We start from the raw sequence: 17,331 nt of genomic DNA on the forward strand, positions 1-17,331 counted from the left end.
AAAATTTTTAATGAGGTATTGGTTTCATGGATATTAAATCAGATGAAATTTCAGAACTTGTTTTGCCTGAAGGCAAAGATGCAAGAGGTTCTTTGGTTTATTTTAAAATTATTTTTATTCCAGCTTTTCTTTATATTTTGATTTTATTGGGTTATTTTAATGTAATTGACTTTAAGGTCGAATTACATACGGTTATTATGACAGGTGTGATTTTTTTTACAGCATTGATTTTTGCTAGACATAGTGCTGAGTATGCGTATAGTATTTTTGAACAACAAAAAGATGAATTTAAACAGGCTTTAAAAAGACATATTATGAGGCATTTTCTTGCCATAGGGAAAGACACGAAATCAAATGCCAATTTTGATGACTTTGCTTATGTATATATTAAAGGTGCAAGAAATGAGAATTTTGCTAGTATAGGTTCGGCAATTTTTCCAATGATGGGAATTTTAGGAACTTTTATCAGTATAGCTTTTTCAATGCCAAATTTTAGTTCTAGTGATACAGCCGCTTTAGAACAAGAAATTGCAGATTTGTTAAGTGGAGTGGGAACTGCTTTTTATGTTTCAATTTATGGAATTTTTCTTGCATTATGGTGGATGTTTTTTGAAAAATATGGTAAAAGCAAAATAGATCGTTTGCTAAATCGTCAAAAAAACGCTACAAGTGGATTTTTTTGGACAAAAGAAGAGCTTGATCAAAGATATTTAACTGAAAGTTTGCAACATTTTGAAAAAATTGGAGCAATTTTTAAACAAGTTAGTAATGATGATTTTTTTGCAGAGCTTGATCATGCTATTGATAGAAAATTTGGTATTTTCCAAGATATGCTAAATGTAGAAGAAAAGGCTATTAGATTAAGTAGTGAACATATCAAACAAACCATGGGTGAGCTTAGTAAAGCACAAAGAGATCAACGCGATCTTGGAAAGCTTTATAGTGAAATGTTAAATGGTATAGGTTTGCTCAATCAAAATTTAAAAGAAATCAATACAAGAATGTCAGAACAATATAATCGCTTGCTTGATATCAGTAGTGATAAAATTCATCATCTTGATAAGACGCTAAGTGCATTTGATGAAAAAATAGAGCGTTTTGGTAAAAATTTTGAACTTTATGAAAAAGCAATGTTGGAAAGTCAAGAAAAGGTTTTTGAGGGATTTAAAGCAAGCTTGTTTGAAGGTATGCATAAATTTAAAGAAGTATATGAAGAAGAAAAAAGTATTGATGCTAAAATCAAAATGATGGATGAGCTTAAAAAAGAAATGAAAGCACTTGATGAAGAAACAAGTCAAATGATGAGCAAGCTTTCTGGGGATGAAAATCAGAATAAAGAAAATGAAACCAAACAAATAGAAGATTTTTCAGAGTCTAAGACTGAAGAAAATCAAGATGAAATTCAAGCAGAAATATCTAAGCAAGAAAGCAATGATGAGCTAAAAAATGAAGATAAAGAAAATAAATGAAAAATGAGTCAAAAGAAGATAGCAATTTTTGGATAGCTTATGCTGATTTAATGGCAGGATTGCTGTTTGTTTTTATTTTGCTAATAGGTGCTATTGTTGTAAAATATGTTTTAACTCAAAGTGATTTAAAAGAAATTAAAGATAATCTCAATAAACAAGAGACACGCTTAGAGGAGAGTAAAGAAGAGCTTAGAAATAAAGAAGCCATAGTGTTTAAACTAAGTTCTGATTTAAACAATGCTTCTAGTGCTTTAAATCTTGCTAATTCTCAAAAAGCAGAATTAGAGGCTAATATTACAAATTACAAGCAGTTAAGTAAAGATTTAAACTCAACTTTAGATAATAAAGATAAGCAAATTTTGATTTTACTAGGTCAACTAGAGAAAAAAGATGAAGAGCTTAAAAATTTACAAGAAGATTTTCAAAAAGCTAAAGAAAAGGTGCAAAATCTTGGTTTGATTCGTGAAAATTTAAGCAAGGAATTACAAAGTAAGCTTGATAATAATATCACTATAGATGAAAAGACAGGATCTATTTCTTTGCCTGCTGAAGTACTTTTTGATAAAGATTCTTATGTGTTAAAAAATGAGGCAAAGGCAAGTTTGAGAAAAATCTTAAGCGAATATTTTGATGCTATTCTTGAAGATCCAAAAATTTTTTCTAACATTGAAAATATCATTATTGAAGGACATACTGATAGTGATGGATCTTATATTTATAATTTAGATTTGTCGCAAAAAAGAGCTTATGAGGTGATGAATTTTATCTATACTTTTTATAAGAGTGATAAGCTTCAAAAGCTTTTAATGGCAAGTGGACGTTCTTTTTCAGATCCTGTGTTTGTCAACGGAGTTGAAGATAAGGATAAGAGTCGTCGCATAGAAATAAAATTTAGCATTAAAAATGATAATGCTTTAAAGGATGTAGAAAAATTCTTTGAATTTCATTAAAACAATTAGTCCTATACAAAAAATCAATTTTAACGGATTTGAATTTTATATTAAAAGAGATGATTTATTAGGGGAAATTAATGGAAATAAAGCTAGGAAACTTGCTTTTTATATCCATCAAAGATATCCTAAAAATCAATCTTTTGTAAGTTATGGAGGAAGCCAAAGTAATGCTTTGGCGGCATTAAGTATTTTTGCTAAACAAAGATCATATAAGCTTGTTTTTGCTTGTGAAAAAATTTCTACTTTTCTTAAGAATAATCCTTGTGGAAACTATGCTTTAGCTTTAGAAAATGGTGTTGATTTTGTAGAAAATATCTATTCTTTATCCTTAAAGCAATTTGCTTTGTCTTTGTGTAAAAAAGATGATGTTTTTATAGAACAAGGTATAGCTAATTTAGAAGCTCAATATGGCTATATGGAACTTGCTCAAGAAATTCAAATGCAAAGTCAAAGTTTAAAGCTTGATTTTGATATTTTTTTACCTTCGGGTACAGGCACTTCGGCAGCTTTTTTGGCAAAGTATTCTAAATTTAAAGTATTTACTTGCGCTTGTGTAGGTGATATTAAATATCTTAAAAAACAAATTTTAACATTAGATCCAAGCTATGATTTTTCAAATTTAGAATTTTTAACAAGTGATAAAAAATATCACTTTGCTAAGCCGTATAAAGAATTTTATGAGCTTTATATGGATTTAAAGTTAAAGTGCAATATAGAATTTGACTTGTTGTATGATATTTTAGGATTAAGTATAGCATTAAAACAAGAGTGGAAAAAACCATTGCTTTATATACATCAAGGTGGAATTTTAGGAAATTCCACTATGCTAGAGAGATATAAATTTAAAAAATCAGTTTAAAATTCCATAGATAAAAATGATTAAAATAATCAAAGGTACTATATATTTTACATAATAAAACCAAATTCCAAACCATGAACTTTTAAGTGTATTGTTATTGCTAAGTTCTTTTAGACTTTCTTGTTTGCCTAAAATCCAACCTACATAAATACAGCAAAAAAATGCAGTTAAAACAAACAAAATATTTCCACTAATGAAATCAAAACTATCAAAAATGTTTTTTCCTTTGATGATAACAATATCACGCCAAGGCCCATAAGTTAGAATACAGGGAAGATTGCCAAGTATGAAGATAAACCCTAGAGTTAGGTTAATAGAAAGATTTTTAGAATATTTAAATTTTTCTTCTAATACGCTAATAATAACTTGATAAATTGGCAAGCTTGTGGTTAAAGCTGCAATCAAGAGTAAGACAAAAAATAAAATACACACAATGGTGCCAAAATGGATATGAGAAAATGCTATAGGTAAAGTTTCAAAAACCAAAGAAGGCCCGCTATCTGGAGCAAGTCCCGCTGAGAAAAGTGCTGGAAAAATCATAAAACCAGCCAAAACAGCTATGATAGTATTTAAAACCCCTGTATAAATAGCGGTTTTTGCCATATTTTCATTTTTATTAAGATGAGATGAAAGTGTTATCATTACCCCAAAACCTAGGGATAAAGCAAAAAAGACTTGTCCTAAAACATCGATTAAAAGTTTTGGTGATAAAATTTTACTAAAATCAGGTTCAAGATAAAATTTAACTCCAGCCATAGCTCCATCAAGGGTTAAATTGCGTCCTACAACAATAATAAGACAGATAAATAATAAAGGCATTAAAAATTTTACGGATTTTTCTATACCATCTATAATGCCTCTTTTTAAAATAATATAATTAATAATTACAAAAACAGTGGTAAAAATACCAACTCCTAAAGGATTGAAGGCTATTTTGTCGTTAAAAAACTGATGAGTAAATTCTTTGCTTACTACATTGACAAGACTAAAATTCCCTAGGGTTAATTCCCAAATATAAACTAAAACCCATCCTCCAAGTACCATGTAGTAAGCCATTATGCCAAAGCTTCCTAAAAGTCCCATATATCCAATACTTTGCCATTTTTGTTTGAAAGCATCTACGCTATTTGTCATCGCTTTTCTGCCTATGACATTTTCAACTAAAATAACAGGAATGCCTATGATAATCATGGCTATACAAAAAACTAATACATAAGCACCGCCACCATTTTCTCCTACAAGATAGGGAAAACGCCAAGTTGCTCCAAATCCTATGGTTGCTCCAGCAACTGTTAGAATATAAGTTAGTGTGCTACTCCATGTTTGTCTTTGCATGATTATCCTTTCGAAAAAGAATTATTTTACCTAAAAATAACTTTAAAAACTTATAAGCTATCCATATAGCTTATATCGTAAGTATTTTTTAAGCGTTTGTGTATCGTTTCGTGCCAATTTTGAGATATGAGAGAGTTTAATTTTTCTAATTTATCTAATAAATTCGGATTTTGCTTAAGAATTTGATGCGGGGAGTAAAAAAGTTGATTGAGTTCAAATACACTAAGTGAAGTAGAATTTTTTTCTAAAATTTTAATGTTTTCATGCTTTCGTATTTGTCCAACTTGTAAAACTTTATAATACCATCCACTCAAGCCCGTTTTAAAAATTTCATGTGTAAAATTTGGATTATTGTGAATTTTAGAAATTTTTACACAAGGTTTTCTAGGTTCGCTTACTTGCAGTATTGCATTTGAAAATTGATGTATATCACCTATGCAAACATTTTGTTCACAAAGCCCATCGATGCTCAAATTTTCACCCATTGAGCCAAAATTTAGCTTTTTATTAAGAAATCTTTCCCATATAGGATAGTTTTGACAAGAGTTGGCAAAAATAGCCTTATAGTAGCCTCCATGATGAATTTTATCAGCTATTTGATCATCTAAAATACCTAGAAAATCAATTTGTATTTCTTCTAGGTAAGTATCTTTAATAAATGCGCTTTGGAAATTTTTATAGTTTTTGATTTTCCCTATTTGCAAACTTTGAATTTTCATGGTTCTAGTTTTTTTAATAAATCATCAGCACTGATAAAACCCGTGATTTTTAATTTTTCTTTTCCATTTTCAAAGAAAATTAAAACAGGTGGGCCAAAAACATTAAATTCTTTCATGGTTTTAATTTGTTCATTATTATTTTCGCTTACATCAACTTTGATAAGTTTGTAATTTTGCATTTTTTGTATGATTCTTTCATCGCTAAAGGTTAATTCATCTAAAAGTTTGCAATTTTCACACCAAGATGCAGTAAAATCAAGCATTATAGGCTTTGTATTTGTTTGTATTTCTTGCTTTAATTGTTCAAAATTGTTGATATAATCATAGCTTAAAGCATGTTTTGAGGCAGATATAGTATTGAAATTTAAAGGATTTAAGAAATTTTTAGCCCCAAAAAGTCCTCCTAGGAAAATACTTAGAGAATAAGCTAAAATAAGAATTAAAATACTTTTTTTAATTTTAGAAATTATTGTAAAACTTTTTTCAAAAATTCCCATAAAAACACTAAAAAATACACCTAAAATTCCATAGGCAATTAAAATGTAATTTTCTTCAATAATTCTAGAAAGTATCCAAATAGCCATAGCCAACATAACAAAACCAAAGAAAATTTTTACTTTTTCCATCCAAAAACCAGGTTTAATAAAACCTAATCCTAAGCCTATGAAAAGCAAAGGTATACCCATGCCAAAACTCATGATAAAAAGTGCACTACCACCTAATAAAGCATTGCCTGTATTGGCTATATAAATTAAAGCACCTGCTAAAGGAGCTGCTACGCAAGGACCTACTATTAAAGCAGATAAAAATCCCATGATGGCTATACCTACAACTCCCTTCCCTTTTTCGCTTTTTTTATGTATAAAGGTTTGAAATCTTAATGGCAATTCAAAACGAAAAGCTCCAAACATAGCAAAAGCAAAAGCTATGAAAATTAGAGCAAAAAGAATTAAAATAATAGGTTTTTGTAAAATTCCTTGAATACTTGCTCCTAGAAAACTTGCTATAACTCCAGCAATAGCATAGGCTAAAGACATGAAAAAAACATAGATAAAAGAGAGAAAAAAACTATATTTTTTTGAAAATTTAGCATTACTTTTTGCTACGATAAGAGAAGATAAAATCGGAATCATAGGTAAAATACAAGGTGTTAAGGAGAGTAAAAGTCCATAGCCAAAAAAACTTAGCAAAATCCAAAAAAAGTTATCTGTTGCTAAAAAATTTGCTATAGAGCTTTCTTCAGATTCAATTTTAGTTTTTTTATCTGTTTTTTGAGCTTTGTAAGGTTTTGAAATTTCAAAAGCATCTTTTTTAGAAATGAGATCAAAGTACCAAGTTTGAGGATTATAACACAAGCCTTGTTCAGAACAGCCTTGAAATTCGAGTTTGATTAAATTTGTGGTATTTTTTGCAAAGCGCTCTAGTAATAAATTTGGCAAAGCTAAATTTAATTTTTGATAATAAACATTTTCATTACCTCTTGTAGAACTTCGAGGTAGATTAATCAAAGAACTTATATCTTTTTCGTTTATATATAATTTAAGTTTATTAGAATAAAGATAAATATCTTTTCCAAGTTCAATATCAATTGAGATAGAGTTATTATAAGAGTTTGATTTTACATTAAAAGCTTCATTTAAAGATAATATAGAAGCAAAACATAAACAAAAACTTAATAAAATAATACCAAAAATACGCATAAATTTCCTAAAAACTTATTTTTTCCTTTATTTTTAACTTCAATTATAATTTATTATGGTAAATTTACTTTAAATACTTTATAAAGGTTTGAAAATGCAAGAAAATAATTCTCCAAAAGCGCAAGCGGTTGTTAAAAAGAATGAAATTTATGTTTCTGTTAAAAGAAAGAAAAGTACAATAGAATATGAAAAAGATTTAAAGAATTTGCAAATTGAGCTTTTGAAATTTCAAAATCATGTTAAAGCCAAGGGTTTAAAGGTTCTTATACTTATAGAAGGGCGTGATGCGGCTGGAAAAGGTGGGGCGATTAAACGTTTGATTGAGCATTTAAATCCGCGTGGTTGCCGCGTTGTGGCTCTTGAAAAACCTAGTGATGTGGAAAAAACACAGTGGTATTTTCAGCGTTATATAGCACATTTGCCCTCAGCCGGTGAGATTGTGATTTTTGACAGATCTTGGTATAATCGCGCAGGAGTAGAACCGGTTATGGGTTTTTGTACACCGCAACAACATAAAGATTTTTTAAGAGAAGTGCCTTTGTTTGAAAATATGATTTCAAATAGTGATATTATTTTTTTTAAATTTTATTTTTCAGTATCAAAAGACGAGCAAAAAAAACGTTTTGAAAAACGCCGAAGCGATCCACTTAAACAATATAAATTATCTCCTGTGGATCAAAAATCGCAAGAATTATGGGATAAATATACTTTAGCTAAATACTCTATGCTTTTAGCATCTAATACTCCAACTTGTCCTTGGACTATTATTTCTTCTGATGATAAGAAAAAAGCAAGATTAAATTTATTGCGTTTTATACTTTCTAAGGTAGAATATCCAAATAAAAAAACTGGAGATTTTTCCAAAATTGATGCAAAATTAGTGCGTAGTGGAGAAGAAGAAATACGAAAAATGGAGGCGAATTTGGAAAAACTTGACAGTAAAAAAGCAGATGAGAAAATAAAAGATTTAGATTAAGGAAAAGAATGCAAAAGCTGGTTGAAAATTTAGCACTAAAGTACTATGATAAAGTAGTTGATTTAAGACATCAAATTCATATGCATCCTGAGCTTGAATTTGAAGAAGAAAATACAGCCCATTTAGTGTGTAAAATTTTAGATGAGTTTGGCATTAAATATCAAAAAAATATTGCAAAAACAGGAATTTTAGCTATTATAGAAGGAAAAAAGAAGAGTCAGAAAAAACCAAAATGTGTTCTTTTAAGAGCGGATATGGATGCTTTGCCTGTGCAAGAAAAAACTAATCTAAGCTATGCTTCAAAAATTGATGGTAAGATGCATGCATGTGGACATGATGGACATACAGCAGGGCTTTTGGGAGCTGCTTTGATATTAAATGAGCTTAAAGATGAATTTTGTGGCACGATTAAATTTATGTTTCAGCCCGCAGAAGAGGGAAGCGGTGGAGCTAAACCTATGATAGAATCAGGTGTATTGGAAAATCCTTATGTTGATGCAGTTTTTGGTTGTCATTTATGGGGGTCTTTGCTTGAAAATACTGCTCAAATTGTAAGTGGTGAAATGATGGCTGGAACGGATATTTTTGATTTGGAATTTATTGGCAGAGGAGGGCATGGAGCTCATCCGCACACTTGTATAGATCCTATAATTATGACAACGCAATTTGTAAATAATATACAAAGTGTTATTTCTAGACGTTTAGCCCCTTATGAAGCAGGGGTGATTACCGTAGGTCAAATTTGTGCAGGAACTACTTATAATGTTATTCCTACAAATGCTTATTTAAAAGGAACTGTGCGCTTTTTAAATGATAAAACGCAAGATATTTTAAAAAGTTCTTTAGAAGAAGTGGCTGCTGCTACAGCAAAATCCAATGGCGGAGATTATAAGCTTAAATATACTAAAGAATTTCCTCCATTGATTAATAATGAAAAAGCTGTTTTAATAGCAAGAAAAGCTTTTGCAAAGGTCTTAGGAGAAGAAAATATCATTGTTTCTTCTAAACCTGACATGGGGGCTGAAGATTTTGCTTTTTTAACACGAGAAAGAATGGGGGCTTATGTATTTGTTGGAATTTCAAAGGATTTAAATCATCCAGCTTTGCATCATAGTTCTACTTTTTGTTGGGATGATGAAAATTTAAAAGTTTTAATGCAGGGTGATGTGATGATGGCTTTAGAATTTTTAAATTTATAAAATAGAATTAAAAATTCACAAAAAATTCACAAAAAATGAGTAAAATTTAATCTTGATTTTTCTTTAGGATTTGTTATTATGAAAAAGAAGATTGTTTTAATCATTTTAATTGCAATACTTGGAAGTGTTGGGGCTTATTTTATTTTTTTTAATAATGATGAAAAAATCAGCTATTTAACTCAAAAAATACAAAAAAAAGATATATCTCAAACCATAGAGGCAGTAGGAAAGGTATATGCCAAAGATCAAGTCGATGTGGGTGCTCAAGTTAGTGGACAAATTATAAAACTTTATGTTGATGTGGGAACTCATGTAAAGCAAGGTGATTTGATCGCTCAAATTGATAAAGATAAACAACAAAACGATTTAGATATTACAAAAGCTCAGCTTGAAAGTGCTAAGGCTAATTTAGAGAGTAAAAAAGTTGCCCTTGAGATTGCGAATAAGCAATATCAAAGAGAGCAAAAACTTTATGCAGCTAAAGCAAGTTCTCTTGAAAATTTAGAAACTCAAAAAAATAATTATTATACTTTAAAAGCCAATGTTGCAGAGCTTAATGCTCAAGTAGTTCAGCTTGAAATCACTCTTAAAAATGCACAAAAAGATTTAGGTTATACAACCATTACTGCTCCTATGGATGGTGTTGTGATTAATGTAGCTGTAGATGAAGGACAAACAGTTAATGCTAATCAAAACACTCCTACTATAGTCCGTATAGCTAATTTAGACGAAATGGAAGTAAGAATGGAAATAGCAGAGGCTGATGTGAGTAAGATAAAAGTAGGAACAGAGCTTGATTTTTCTTTGCTTAATGATCCTCAAAAAACTTATCATGCTAAGATTGCAAGTATAGATCCAGCTGATACTGAAGTGAGTGATTCTAGTACAAGCTCAAGCTCATCAAGTTCGAGTTCTTCAAGCTCAAGCTCATCAAATGCTATTTATTATTACGCAAAATTTTATGTAGCCAATAAAGATGATTTTTTGCGTATTGGTATGAGTATACAAAATGAAATTGTCGTAGCAAGTGCAAAGGCTGTTTTAGCAGTGCCAACTTATGCAATTAAAAGCGATCCAAAAGGCTATTATGTTGAAATTTTGGAAAATCAAAAAGCTGTTAAAAAATATGTCAAACTTGGCATTAAAGATTCTATCAATACTCAAATTTTAGAAGGTGTAAATGAAGATGAAGAATTGATAGTAAGCTCAAGTGCTGATGGTTTAGCTCCTAAAATGAAGTTGAGATTTTAATGATTTTTCTTAAAAATATTTGCAAAAATATAGGCGAAAATGCCATTTTAAAAAATGTAAGTTTAAGTATAGAAAAAGGTGAATTTGTTGCTATTATAGGACAAAGTGGAAGTGGTAAAACTTCACTTTTGAATATCATAGGAACATTAGATACACCAAGTAGTGGAACTTATGTTTTTGATGAGTATGAAGTCACTAAACTTAATAATGATGAAAAAGCAAGATTAAGGCGTGAAAAAATAGGCTTTATATTTCAAAGATACAATCTTTTAAGCTTGCTGAGTGCTAAAGAAAATGTTTCTTTACCTGCAGTTTATGCGGGAAAAAATTTACAAGAAAGAAGTCAAAATGCTAAAAAACTCTTAAATGATTTAGAATTAGCTCACAAGTTAGATTCTAAGCCAAACGAATTAAGCGGAGGGCAGCAACAACGCGTTTCTATAGCAAGAGCTTTAATCAATGGCGGAGAGCTTATTTTGGCTGATGAGCCAACGGGAGCTTTGGATAGTAAAAGCGGTATTATGGTGCTTGAAATTTTACAAAAACTTAACGAGCAAGGTCATACTATAGTCTTAGTAACTCACGATCCAAAAATTGCAGCACAAGCTAAAAGGGTTATAGAGATTAAAGATGGAGAAATTTTAAGCGATACTAAAAAGGAAAAAGCTCAAGAAAAACTTATTTTAAAAACAATGCCCAAAGAGAAAAAAACACTTACTTTGCTTAAAAATCAAGCCTTTGAATGTTTTAAGATAGCTTATTCTTCCATACTTGCACACAAACTTCGTTCTATTTTAACTATGCTTGGAATCATCATAGGTATTGCTTCTGTAGTTTGTGTTGTAGCTTTAGGATTAGGCTCTCAAGCTAAAGTGCTTGAGTCTATTGCAAGACTTGGGACAAATACTATTGAAATTCGCCCTGGAAAAGGATTTGGGGATTTGCGTTCGGGTAAAACAAGGCTTAATTTTAGTGATTTAGAAACATTAAGATCTTTAGAATATTTAGAAGCAGTTGATGCTCATTCAAATACTTCAGGAGTGGCAACTTATACCAATATTTCTTTAAGCGCAAGAGCTGAAGGAGTAGGGGTAAATAATTTTGCTATAGAAGGTTTAAGGATAGATGCGGGAAGAATTTTAAATAATGATGATGTAAAAAATAGTACCAATGTTGCTGTATTGGATTTTAATGCTAAAAAAAATCTTTTTCCTGATGAAAAAAGTGAAAATATTTTAGGTCGTGTGGTGCTTTTTAATTCTCAACCTTTTAAGATTATAGGAGTTTTGCAAAAAGATACAGACAAGCCTATAGAAGATAATGTAGTACGTCTTTATATACCCTATACAACACTGATGAATAAGCTTACAGGAGATAGAAATTTGCGTGAAATCATAGTTAAGGTTAAAGATGATGTGAGTTCAACTTTGGCTGAAAATGCTATTATAAGAATTTTAGAAATTAAACGCGGACAAAAGGATTTTTTTACTTTTAATTCTGACACTTTTAAGCAAGCTATTACAGCAAATAAACGCACTACAACCATACTTACCGCTTGTGTGGCTGTGATTGCTTTGATTGTTGGGGGTATAGGAGTGATGAATATCATGCTTGTTTCTGTAAGTGAAAGAACAAGAGAAATAGGCATACGCATGGCTATAGGGGCTAGAAGAGAAGATATTATGATGCAGTTTTTAATCGAAGCGGTTATGATTTGTACTATAGGGGCGATTTTAGGTGTGATTTTATCGATTTTTGTTATTTTTGCTTTTAATACTTTAAGTACGGATTTTCCTATGATTTTAAATGCCTATTCTGTGCTTTTGGGACTTTTAAGTTCTATGTTTATCGGTGTGGTTTTTGGTTTTTTCCCTGCAAGAAATGCAGCAAATTTAAATCCTATTAGTGCATTATCAAAGGAATAAAATGAAAATAATACTTAGCATTTTTTTAGCATTTTTCTTGAGCGCTTGTGGTGCAAAACTTAGCTTGCCTAAAGAAGTTGATTTAACCCAAGAACAAATGAAAGATTTAAATCTTACTTATGATTGGTATAGATCTTATGATAATGCAAAATTAAATGAATTTCTAAATTTTGTTTTATTGAATAATAGTGATATTAATATTGCTAGAAAAACTTTGCTTTCGGCTTTGGCTAGAGCTGATTTGATTGATTATGATTTATATCCGACTTTAAGTGGAAATTTGGGTTTTGGTGCGGATAAAGATTTAAATTCAGGCAAACAAAGTAAAAATTTCAATAATTCTTTAAATTTAAGCTATGAGCTTGATATTTATGGCAAATTAAGAGATAGTGCAAGTGCGAGTGAATTTAGTGCAAAAGCAAGTGCTTATGATCTTGAAAATTTAAAAATAAGTATGATCAATACAGCTTTAAATGATGTGTTTGAGCTGGCTTATTTTAACGATGTAGATAAATTGCTTCGAGCTTATCTTTCAAATTTAGAACAAATGAAAGAGCTTTATAACTATAAATACAAGCTTGGAAAAATAGAAGAATTAGATCTTTTAAACATAGAACAAAGCTTATTAAGAGCTAAACAAAATTTATTAAGCAATGATCAAAATCGTAATTTGCTCATAAAAAATTTACAAGATTTATTGGCAAGGCAAGAAGGTTTTGCTTACATAGAGTATTTTAAAACTTTATCTTTAAATGATTTTAAAACCTTAAGTCCTGATTTTAATATACCTTTAAAAGCTTTAGCGTACCGTGCAGATGTGAGATCTAAACTCAATAGCTTAAAATCAGCCTTTAAGGATTATTCTTCCATGCAAAAATCTATTTTGCCTAGTATTTCTTTAGGTGGAGCATTAAGCGGAAGTGATAAAAAAATCGATGATAGTTTTAAATTTGAAATTTTAAGTGGCAATGTTAAGATTTCTTTACCTTTCTTAGATTATGGTAGAGTAAAGCAAAATATCAAAATTTCACAATTTACCTATGAGCAACTTTTAATTTCTTATGAGCAAGCCTTGCAAAGTGCGATGAATGAATTTGCATTGAATTATAAAGATTATCAAAGCGACACCTTGCTTTTACAAAATTTGCAAAATATTAACATTAAACAAGAGCTTATCACTAAGGCGTATTATGAAAAATATATTTTAGGAAAAAGTGAATTAAAAGATTATTTGGATGCAAACAATACTTTAAATTCTACCCAGCAAGAATTTTTAAGAGCTAGATTTAATCTTTTAAAAACCATTAATTCTTACTATCAAATCACAGCTTTAAGTTTTAATGATAAAAACTTAGAATTTCCTAAGTATTAAATTTAATAATCGATGATATTTTTTAAATCCTCGAGTAACTTTTTAGCCATTAGCTCATAGCCTTTTATAGTAAGATGTACATCATTGAGCGAAAGCTTTTGTTCTATCCATTTGTTTTTTCCCCCACTATCTTGCATAAACTGATGCATATCAAAAATAAGAGTTTTTTCTTCTTTAGCAACTTCATATAATGCTTTGCGTATGGTAAAAAAATCAGGAGCAAGCTTGTAGTTTTTACCTTGTTTTTGAACTACAGTTGGTGGAGAGATTAGCATGATAACAGCGTTTTTATTGTAAGTTTTTAAAATACTAATCCATTTTTTTAAATTATTTTTGAATTTTTGTTTTCCAAACCCTTTAAAGAGTGCATCATTAGAACCATAGGCAAGAATAATTAAATCATTGTGTAAAAGTCCTAGTTCTTTTTTTACAACTTCTTGATTCCAAGAGAGCCATAAATCACTTTTGGCACCATTGATTGCAATGGTATCTAAGAAAACATTATTATCTTTATTTGTGATGAAATATCCTCCTAGCTCAGCATCTTTTTGTAAGGCTGAAATTTGCAAAGGAAGATCAAGTTCTAGTTCTTTATAAGACCATTTGTTAATTTGTGTAGTTCTTAACTCATAGCTTTGGTTTTTTGCATCTTTGATGCTAAAAGCATTGGTATTTTGTTTGGCTTTAAATAAAAATCCTATCTTGAATTTTTTTTTATCTAAGGTTGTATCAAGGTTGATTTTTGCGCCTTTGATTTTTGCTTTGGCTATTATCCCACCTAATGGAAAATTATGTCCAGCATTAGCAGGATTTCTTGAGTTTAAAATTTCAAAGTTTTTATAAGAATAAACAAGATTAAGATTTTGTTGATATTTGGGCTGTAAAGGATAGGCAAAACCTATAGAGTTAGAGCGGATTAAATATCCTCTTATGACACGCGGAAAGAAATCAGCCGCCATATGAGAATCTCCATAAATTCTAATTCCTATGTTTTGATTTTTTTCTAATTTTTTTTCTAGATTTTTAAGATCTTTTTTTAATACATAACTTGTTAAAGCAGAGTGATTTTTGTTTTGATTGAGTATGGAATCTATTGTGTCATTTGTATTTAAATTTTGTGCATAAGAGCTAGTAAAAATAATAAAAAACAATAAGATAATTTTAAATTTATTTACTAGCATTTTCTTCCTTAAGTTTTATGTGTTCTAATAAAAGTTTAGACATTTCTCTTGCGCCACTTGGAGTAAAATGAACCCCATCATCTGTTCTTACTTTTATACTTCTATTGTTTTCATCTTTTATATAAGCTGAGTATTCATCATTGACACTAAAAAATAGCTTAGTGTTGATAAAAATTTCTTTATTTTTAAGAATTTCATCGCTGTAAATTTTATTGAGCACTTGTATTTTTTTGTTCAAATCTTCTTTTTTTACAGGAGGGATTTCAAACCAAAAAACTTTGGCTTTATGTTTTTTAGCGATTTTAATGATTTCATCTACACGACTTGTGTAAATATCTATCCAAGAAGGGGAGCCAAAACGATGGTAATTTCCTCCTTTTTTAATATCCCAAGGATCATTAGCGCCAAGAAGAACAACAAGATATTTAATATTTGAGTTTTTAATAAAAGCTTCATTGGTGGCTTTTGACCAGTCAAAATAGGATTTATAAGAAAGGCCTGTATTTTGTTTGCTAAGATCGGTTACCTTAAGATTTAAATTTCTTAAATCTCTATTTAAGGCTATTGCAACACCTTGCATTAAAGAATCTCCGATAAATAAAAACTCATCTCCATTTTGTAGTTCTAATTTGGTATTGTCGATAAAACTAATATTTGCATCTCGGATTAAGGTTGGATTTGTTTCTTTATGAGAAGTGTTTTCATCATTTTCTAAAGTGTTTAGAACTTTATCTATTTTACTTAAGTTTTCATCTATTGATTTATTTTCTTGATTTGTAGTTTCTTCATTAGTTTGAGGCAAGGGTTCGTTGCTTAAAATTGCACGAATTTGTTCTAATTTAATTTTGAAGCCATTGGCTTCTTTTAAAAGATCATTATGAGGATAGAATGCAAAGTGATATTTTTGTTCTATATAAGAGCTAATGCTCTGATTCATAACTACAACAACCAAGCCAAGCACTATAATCAAAATAAAGAAAAATCTAACCACACTCATCTAAAAACTCGAATAAATAAAATCAGGAATTCCATCTGGCATAAAAGCAAAAACCAAAAGTAAAATAAAAGCTATGATAAAAGGTTTTAGTAAAAATGGAGTAAGATTTAAAATCTTAATGCAATATTCTTTAAAATTAATAAATAAAGGATAGATCATAAAAAGAACCCCAAAAGCAACCAACATATAGATATCGTTATAAGATGGAATTTGGAAGAAATTATAATAACAAGCTTTAAAATATTCTATTGCATCTTCTAGATTTTTGCTATAGTAAAAGAAAATCCAAGTAAAACATACAAATTGAAAGGTTAAAAATCTTCCTAAAGCTGGAATTTTTTGTAAACTAAATTTGCTTAAAGCTAGCAAATGTATAAAAACTATGCCAATACCATGCAATAAACCCCAAACAATAAAAGCAAGTGTATTGCCATGCCACATACCTGAAAGTATAAAAGCGATGAGTATGTTAACTATAGTGCGTGGCATTCCTTTTCTATTGCCCCCTAAAGGTATATAGATATAATCTCTTATAAAGGTTGAAAGACTGATATGCCATCTAGCCCAAAAATCTTTTAGGTTTTTTGCAAGATAAGGCATGTTAAAGTTAGATGGAAGGGTAAAACCTAACATTAAAGCAAAAGCACAAACTAAATCAACATATCCGCTAAAATCGCAGTATATTTGAATCGCATAGGCGTAAATTGCGCTTAAAAGTTGTATGAAATTATAAGATTGTGGAAAGTCTAAAATACTTTTAGCATAAATTCCAAGGTAATTGGCTATTAAAACTTTTTTAACTATACCAAAAACAAGCAAGATGATGATTAAATTTGCATGTTTAAATTCGCGTTTTTGATAGGCCTGCTCAAAGAAAAAAGAACTTCGCATAATAGGCCCTGAAAGTAGTGTTGGAAAAAATGATAAGAAGGTTGCTAAATTTAAAAAACTTTCTAAACGGCGTTTTTGATAAACTTCTACAAGATAGGTGATAGAAGTAAAGGTATAAAAACTAATTCCTATTGGTAATACTAAATCAATATTTAAAAATTCTAAACCGAAAAAATTTAATATCTCATCAACACTTCCTTTGATGCTAGGAAAGTATTTAAAAAAACATAAATTTAAAATAATAAAAGCCATGCAAGTAGCGAAAATATAACGCTTGCGACGCACAAAAATTAGCAAGGCAAAATAGTGTATAAAAAAGGTATATATAAATAAAACTAAGGCGAAATAAGGATTGATTAAAATATAAATAATATAAGAGAAAATTAAAATTAAAATATTTTGTATTTTATAATCATTTTTAAAAGTCCAATAAATAGCAAAAAAAGCTATCATTAAAATACTAAATTCTAGAGAAAAATAAGTCATACCTTCAATCCAAAGCGA

14 protein-coding genes are annotated in these 17,331 nt (G+C 29.6%); 8 read left to right on the plus strand and 6 right to left on the minus strand.

The window, feature by feature from the left end; translation table 11 throughout:
* The first annotated feature begins 26 nt into the window (after positions 1-26).
* The 3 genes from FBF06_RS03290 to FBF06_RS03300 are packed head-to-tail and all read left to right on the plus strand — an operon-like array spanning position 27 to position 3,281.
* Positions 27-1,469, plus strand: a complete 1,443-nt coding sequence (locus FBF06_RS03290) for a MotA/TolQ/ExbB proton channel family protein (protein ID WP_002875368.1) — start codon at positions 27-29, stop codon at positions 1,467-1,469.
* Positions 1,466-2,419 carry an OmpA family protein gene (locus FBF06_RS03295; RefSeq protein ID WP_002875369.1) on the plus strand — a complete coding sequence of 318 codons (954 nt, stop codon included), beginning with the start codon at positions 1,466-1,468 and terminating at the stop codon, positions 2,417-2,419. The genes FBF06_RS03290 and FBF06_RS03295 overlap by 4 nt, the downstream gene beginning before the upstream one ends.
* The gene (locus tag FBF06_RS03300) at positions 2,406-3,281 is read left to right on the plus strand and encodes a 1-aminocyclopropane-1-carboxylate deaminase/D-cysteine desulfhydrase (RefSeq protein ID WP_002867705.1); all 876 of its coding nucleotides are present in this window, start codon (positions 2,406-2,408) and stop codon (positions 3,279-3,281) included. The genes FBF06_RS03295 and FBF06_RS03300 overlap by 14 nt, the downstream gene beginning before the upstream one ends.
* Here FBF06_RS03300 and FBF06_RS03305 read toward each other — a convergent pair.
* The 3 genes from FBF06_RS03305 to FBF06_RS03315 are packed head-to-tail and all read right to left on the minus strand — an operon-like array spanning position 3,273 to position 7,035.
* Positions 3,273-4,616 (minus strand): sodium-dependent transporter, encoded by a 1,344-nt coding sequence (locus tag FBF06_RS03305; protein ID WP_168977536.1) that lies wholly within the window; start codon positions 4,614-4,616, stop codon positions 3,273-3,275. The genes FBF06_RS03300 and FBF06_RS03305 overlap by 9 nt on opposite strands.
* Positions 4,617-4,666: 50 nt before the next feature.
* On the minus strand, positions 4,667-5,335 hold the full coding sequence (locus tag FBF06_RS03310; protein ID WP_002935244.1) for an MOSC domain-containing protein: 669 nt from the start codon (positions 5,333-5,335) through the stop codon (positions 4,667-4,669).
* On the minus strand, positions 5,332-7,035 hold the full coding sequence (locus FBF06_RS03315) for a protein-disulfide reductase DsbD (protein ID WP_168977537.1): 1,704 nt from the start codon (positions 7,033-7,035) through the stop codon (positions 5,332-5,334). Before FBF06_RS03315 ends, FBF06_RS03310 begins: the two co-directional genes overlap by 4 nt.
* 94 nt (positions 7,036-7,129) lie before the next feature.
* Here FBF06_RS03315 and ppk2 point away from each other — a divergent pair, with 94 nt between their 5' ends.
* From ppk2 to FBF06_RS03340, 5 genes are all read left to right on the plus strand, one after another.
* Positions 7,130-8,011 (plus strand): polyphosphate kinase 2, encoded by an 882-nt coding sequence (gene ppk2 / locus FBF06_RS03320; protein ID WP_002852184.1) that lies wholly within the window; start codon positions 7,130-7,132, stop codon positions 8,009-8,011.
* A gap of 8 nt (positions 8,012-8,019) precedes the next feature.
* The gene (locus tag FBF06_RS03325) at positions 8,020-9,210 is read left to right on the plus strand and encodes a M20 family metallopeptidase (RefSeq protein ID WP_057096463.1); all 1,191 of its coding nucleotides are present in this window, start codon (positions 8,020-8,022) and stop codon (positions 9,208-9,210) included.
* A gap of 78 nt (positions 9,211-9,288) precedes the next feature.
* Positions 9,289-10,461 carry an efflux RND transporter periplasmic adaptor subunit gene (locus FBF06_RS03330; protein WP_002852311.1) on the plus strand — a complete coding sequence of 391 codons (1,173 nt, stop codon included), beginning with the start codon at positions 9,289-9,291 and terminating at the stop codon, positions 10,459-10,461.
* Positions 10,461-12,386, plus strand: a complete 1,926-nt coding sequence (locus FBF06_RS03335; RefSeq protein WP_002852201.1) for an ABC transporter permease — start codon at positions 10,461-10,463, stop codon at positions 12,384-12,386. The genes FBF06_RS03330 and FBF06_RS03335 overlap by 1 nt, the downstream gene beginning before the upstream one ends.
* Position 12,387: 1 nt before the next feature.
* Positions 12,388-13,758, plus strand: coding sequence for a TolC family protein (locus FBF06_RS03340; RefSeq protein ID WP_052822941.1), 1,371 nt, complete (start codon positions 12,388-12,390; stop codon positions 13,756-13,758).
* A gap of 2 nt (positions 13,759-13,760) precedes the next feature.
* On the opposite strand, the gene FBF06_RS03345 is transcribed toward FBF06_RS03340, so the two are convergent.
* Genes FBF06_RS03345 through FBF06_RS03355 form a run of 3 tightly spaced genes read right to left on the minus strand, consistent with a single transcriptional unit; the run spans position 13,761 to position 17,313 of the window.
* On the minus strand, positions 13,761-14,939 hold the full coding sequence (locus FBF06_RS03345) for an SGNH/GDSL hydrolase family protein (RefSeq protein WP_070318300.1): 1,179 nt from the start codon (positions 14,937-14,939) through the stop codon (positions 13,761-13,763).
* A complete protein-coding gene (locus tag FBF06_RS03350) occupies positions 14,926-15,936 on the minus strand; it encodes a GDSL-type esterase/lipase family protein (RefSeq protein ID WP_002859968.1) in 1,011 nt (336 codons plus the stop codon). The genes FBF06_RS03345 and FBF06_RS03350 overlap by 14 nt, the downstream gene beginning before the upstream one ends.
* Entirely contained in the window at positions 15,937-17,313 is a 1,377-nt protein-coding gene (locus FBF06_RS03355; protein ID WP_002858515.1) for an MBOAT family protein, read from the minus strand.
* Positions 17,314-17,331: the final 18 nt, after the last annotated feature.

Source organism: Campylobacter sp. CFSAN093227, assembly GCF_012897855.1.
GTDB classification, from domain to species: Bacteria; Campylobacterota; Campylobacteria; order Campylobacterales; family Campylobacteraceae; genus Campylobacter_D; species Campylobacter_D jejuni.

What these genes read in the sequence shown, in the direction of transcription:
- FBF06_RS03290 (WP_002875368.1), top strand. Translation starts at nt 27, where the DNA reads ATGGATATTAAATCAGATGAAATTTCAGAACTTGTTTTGCCTGAAGGC.
- FBF06_RS03295 (WP_002875369.1), top strand. Translation starts at nt 1,466, where the DNA reads ATGAAAAATGAGTCAAAAGAAGATAGCAATTTTTGGATAGCTTATGCT.
- FBF06_RS03305 (WP_168977536.1), bottom strand. Translation starts at nt 4,616, where the DNA reads ATGCAAAGACAAACATGGAGTAGCACACTAACTTATATTCTAACAGTT.
- FBF06_RS03310 (WP_002935244.1), bottom strand. Translation starts at nt 5,335, where the DNA reads ATGAAAATTCAAAGTTTGCAAATAGGGAAAATCAAAAACTATAAAAAT.
- FBF06_RS03315 (WP_168977537.1), bottom strand. Translation starts at nt 7,035, where the DNA reads ATGCGTATTTTTGGTATTATTTTATTAAGTTTTTGTTTATGTTTTGCT.
- ppk2 (WP_002852184.1), top strand. Translation starts at nt 7,130, where the DNA reads ATGCAAGAAAATAATTCTCCAAAAGCGCAAGCGGTTGTTAAAAAGAAT.
- FBF06_RS03325 (WP_057096463.1), top strand. Translation starts at nt 8,020, where the DNA reads ATGCAAAAGCTGGTTGAAAATTTAGCACTAAAGTACTATGATAAAGTA.
- FBF06_RS03330 (WP_002852311.1), top strand. Translation starts at nt 9,289, where the DNA reads ATGAAAAAGAAGATTGTTTTAATCATTTTAATTGCAATACTTGGAAGT.
- FBF06_RS03335 (WP_002852201.1), top strand. Translation starts at nt 10,461, where the DNA reads ATGATTTTTCTTAAAAATATTTGCAAAAATATAGGCGAAAATGCCATT.
- FBF06_RS03340 (WP_052822941.1), top strand. Translation starts at nt 12,388, where the DNA reads ATGAAAATAATACTTAGCATTTTTTTAGCATTTTTCTTGAGCGCTTGT.
- FBF06_RS03345 (WP_070318300.1), bottom strand. Translation starts at nt 14,939, where the DNA reads ATGCTAGTAAATAAATTTAAAATTATCTTATTGTTTTTTATTATTTTT.
- FBF06_RS03350 (WP_002859968.1), bottom strand. Translation starts at nt 15,936, where the DNA reads ATGAGTGTGGTTAGATTTTTCTTTATTTTGATTATAGTGCTTGGCTTG.
- FBF06_RS03355 (WP_002858515.1), bottom strand. Translation starts at nt 17,313, where the DNA reads ATGACTTATTTTTCTCTAGAATTTAGTATTTTAATGATAGCTTTTTTT.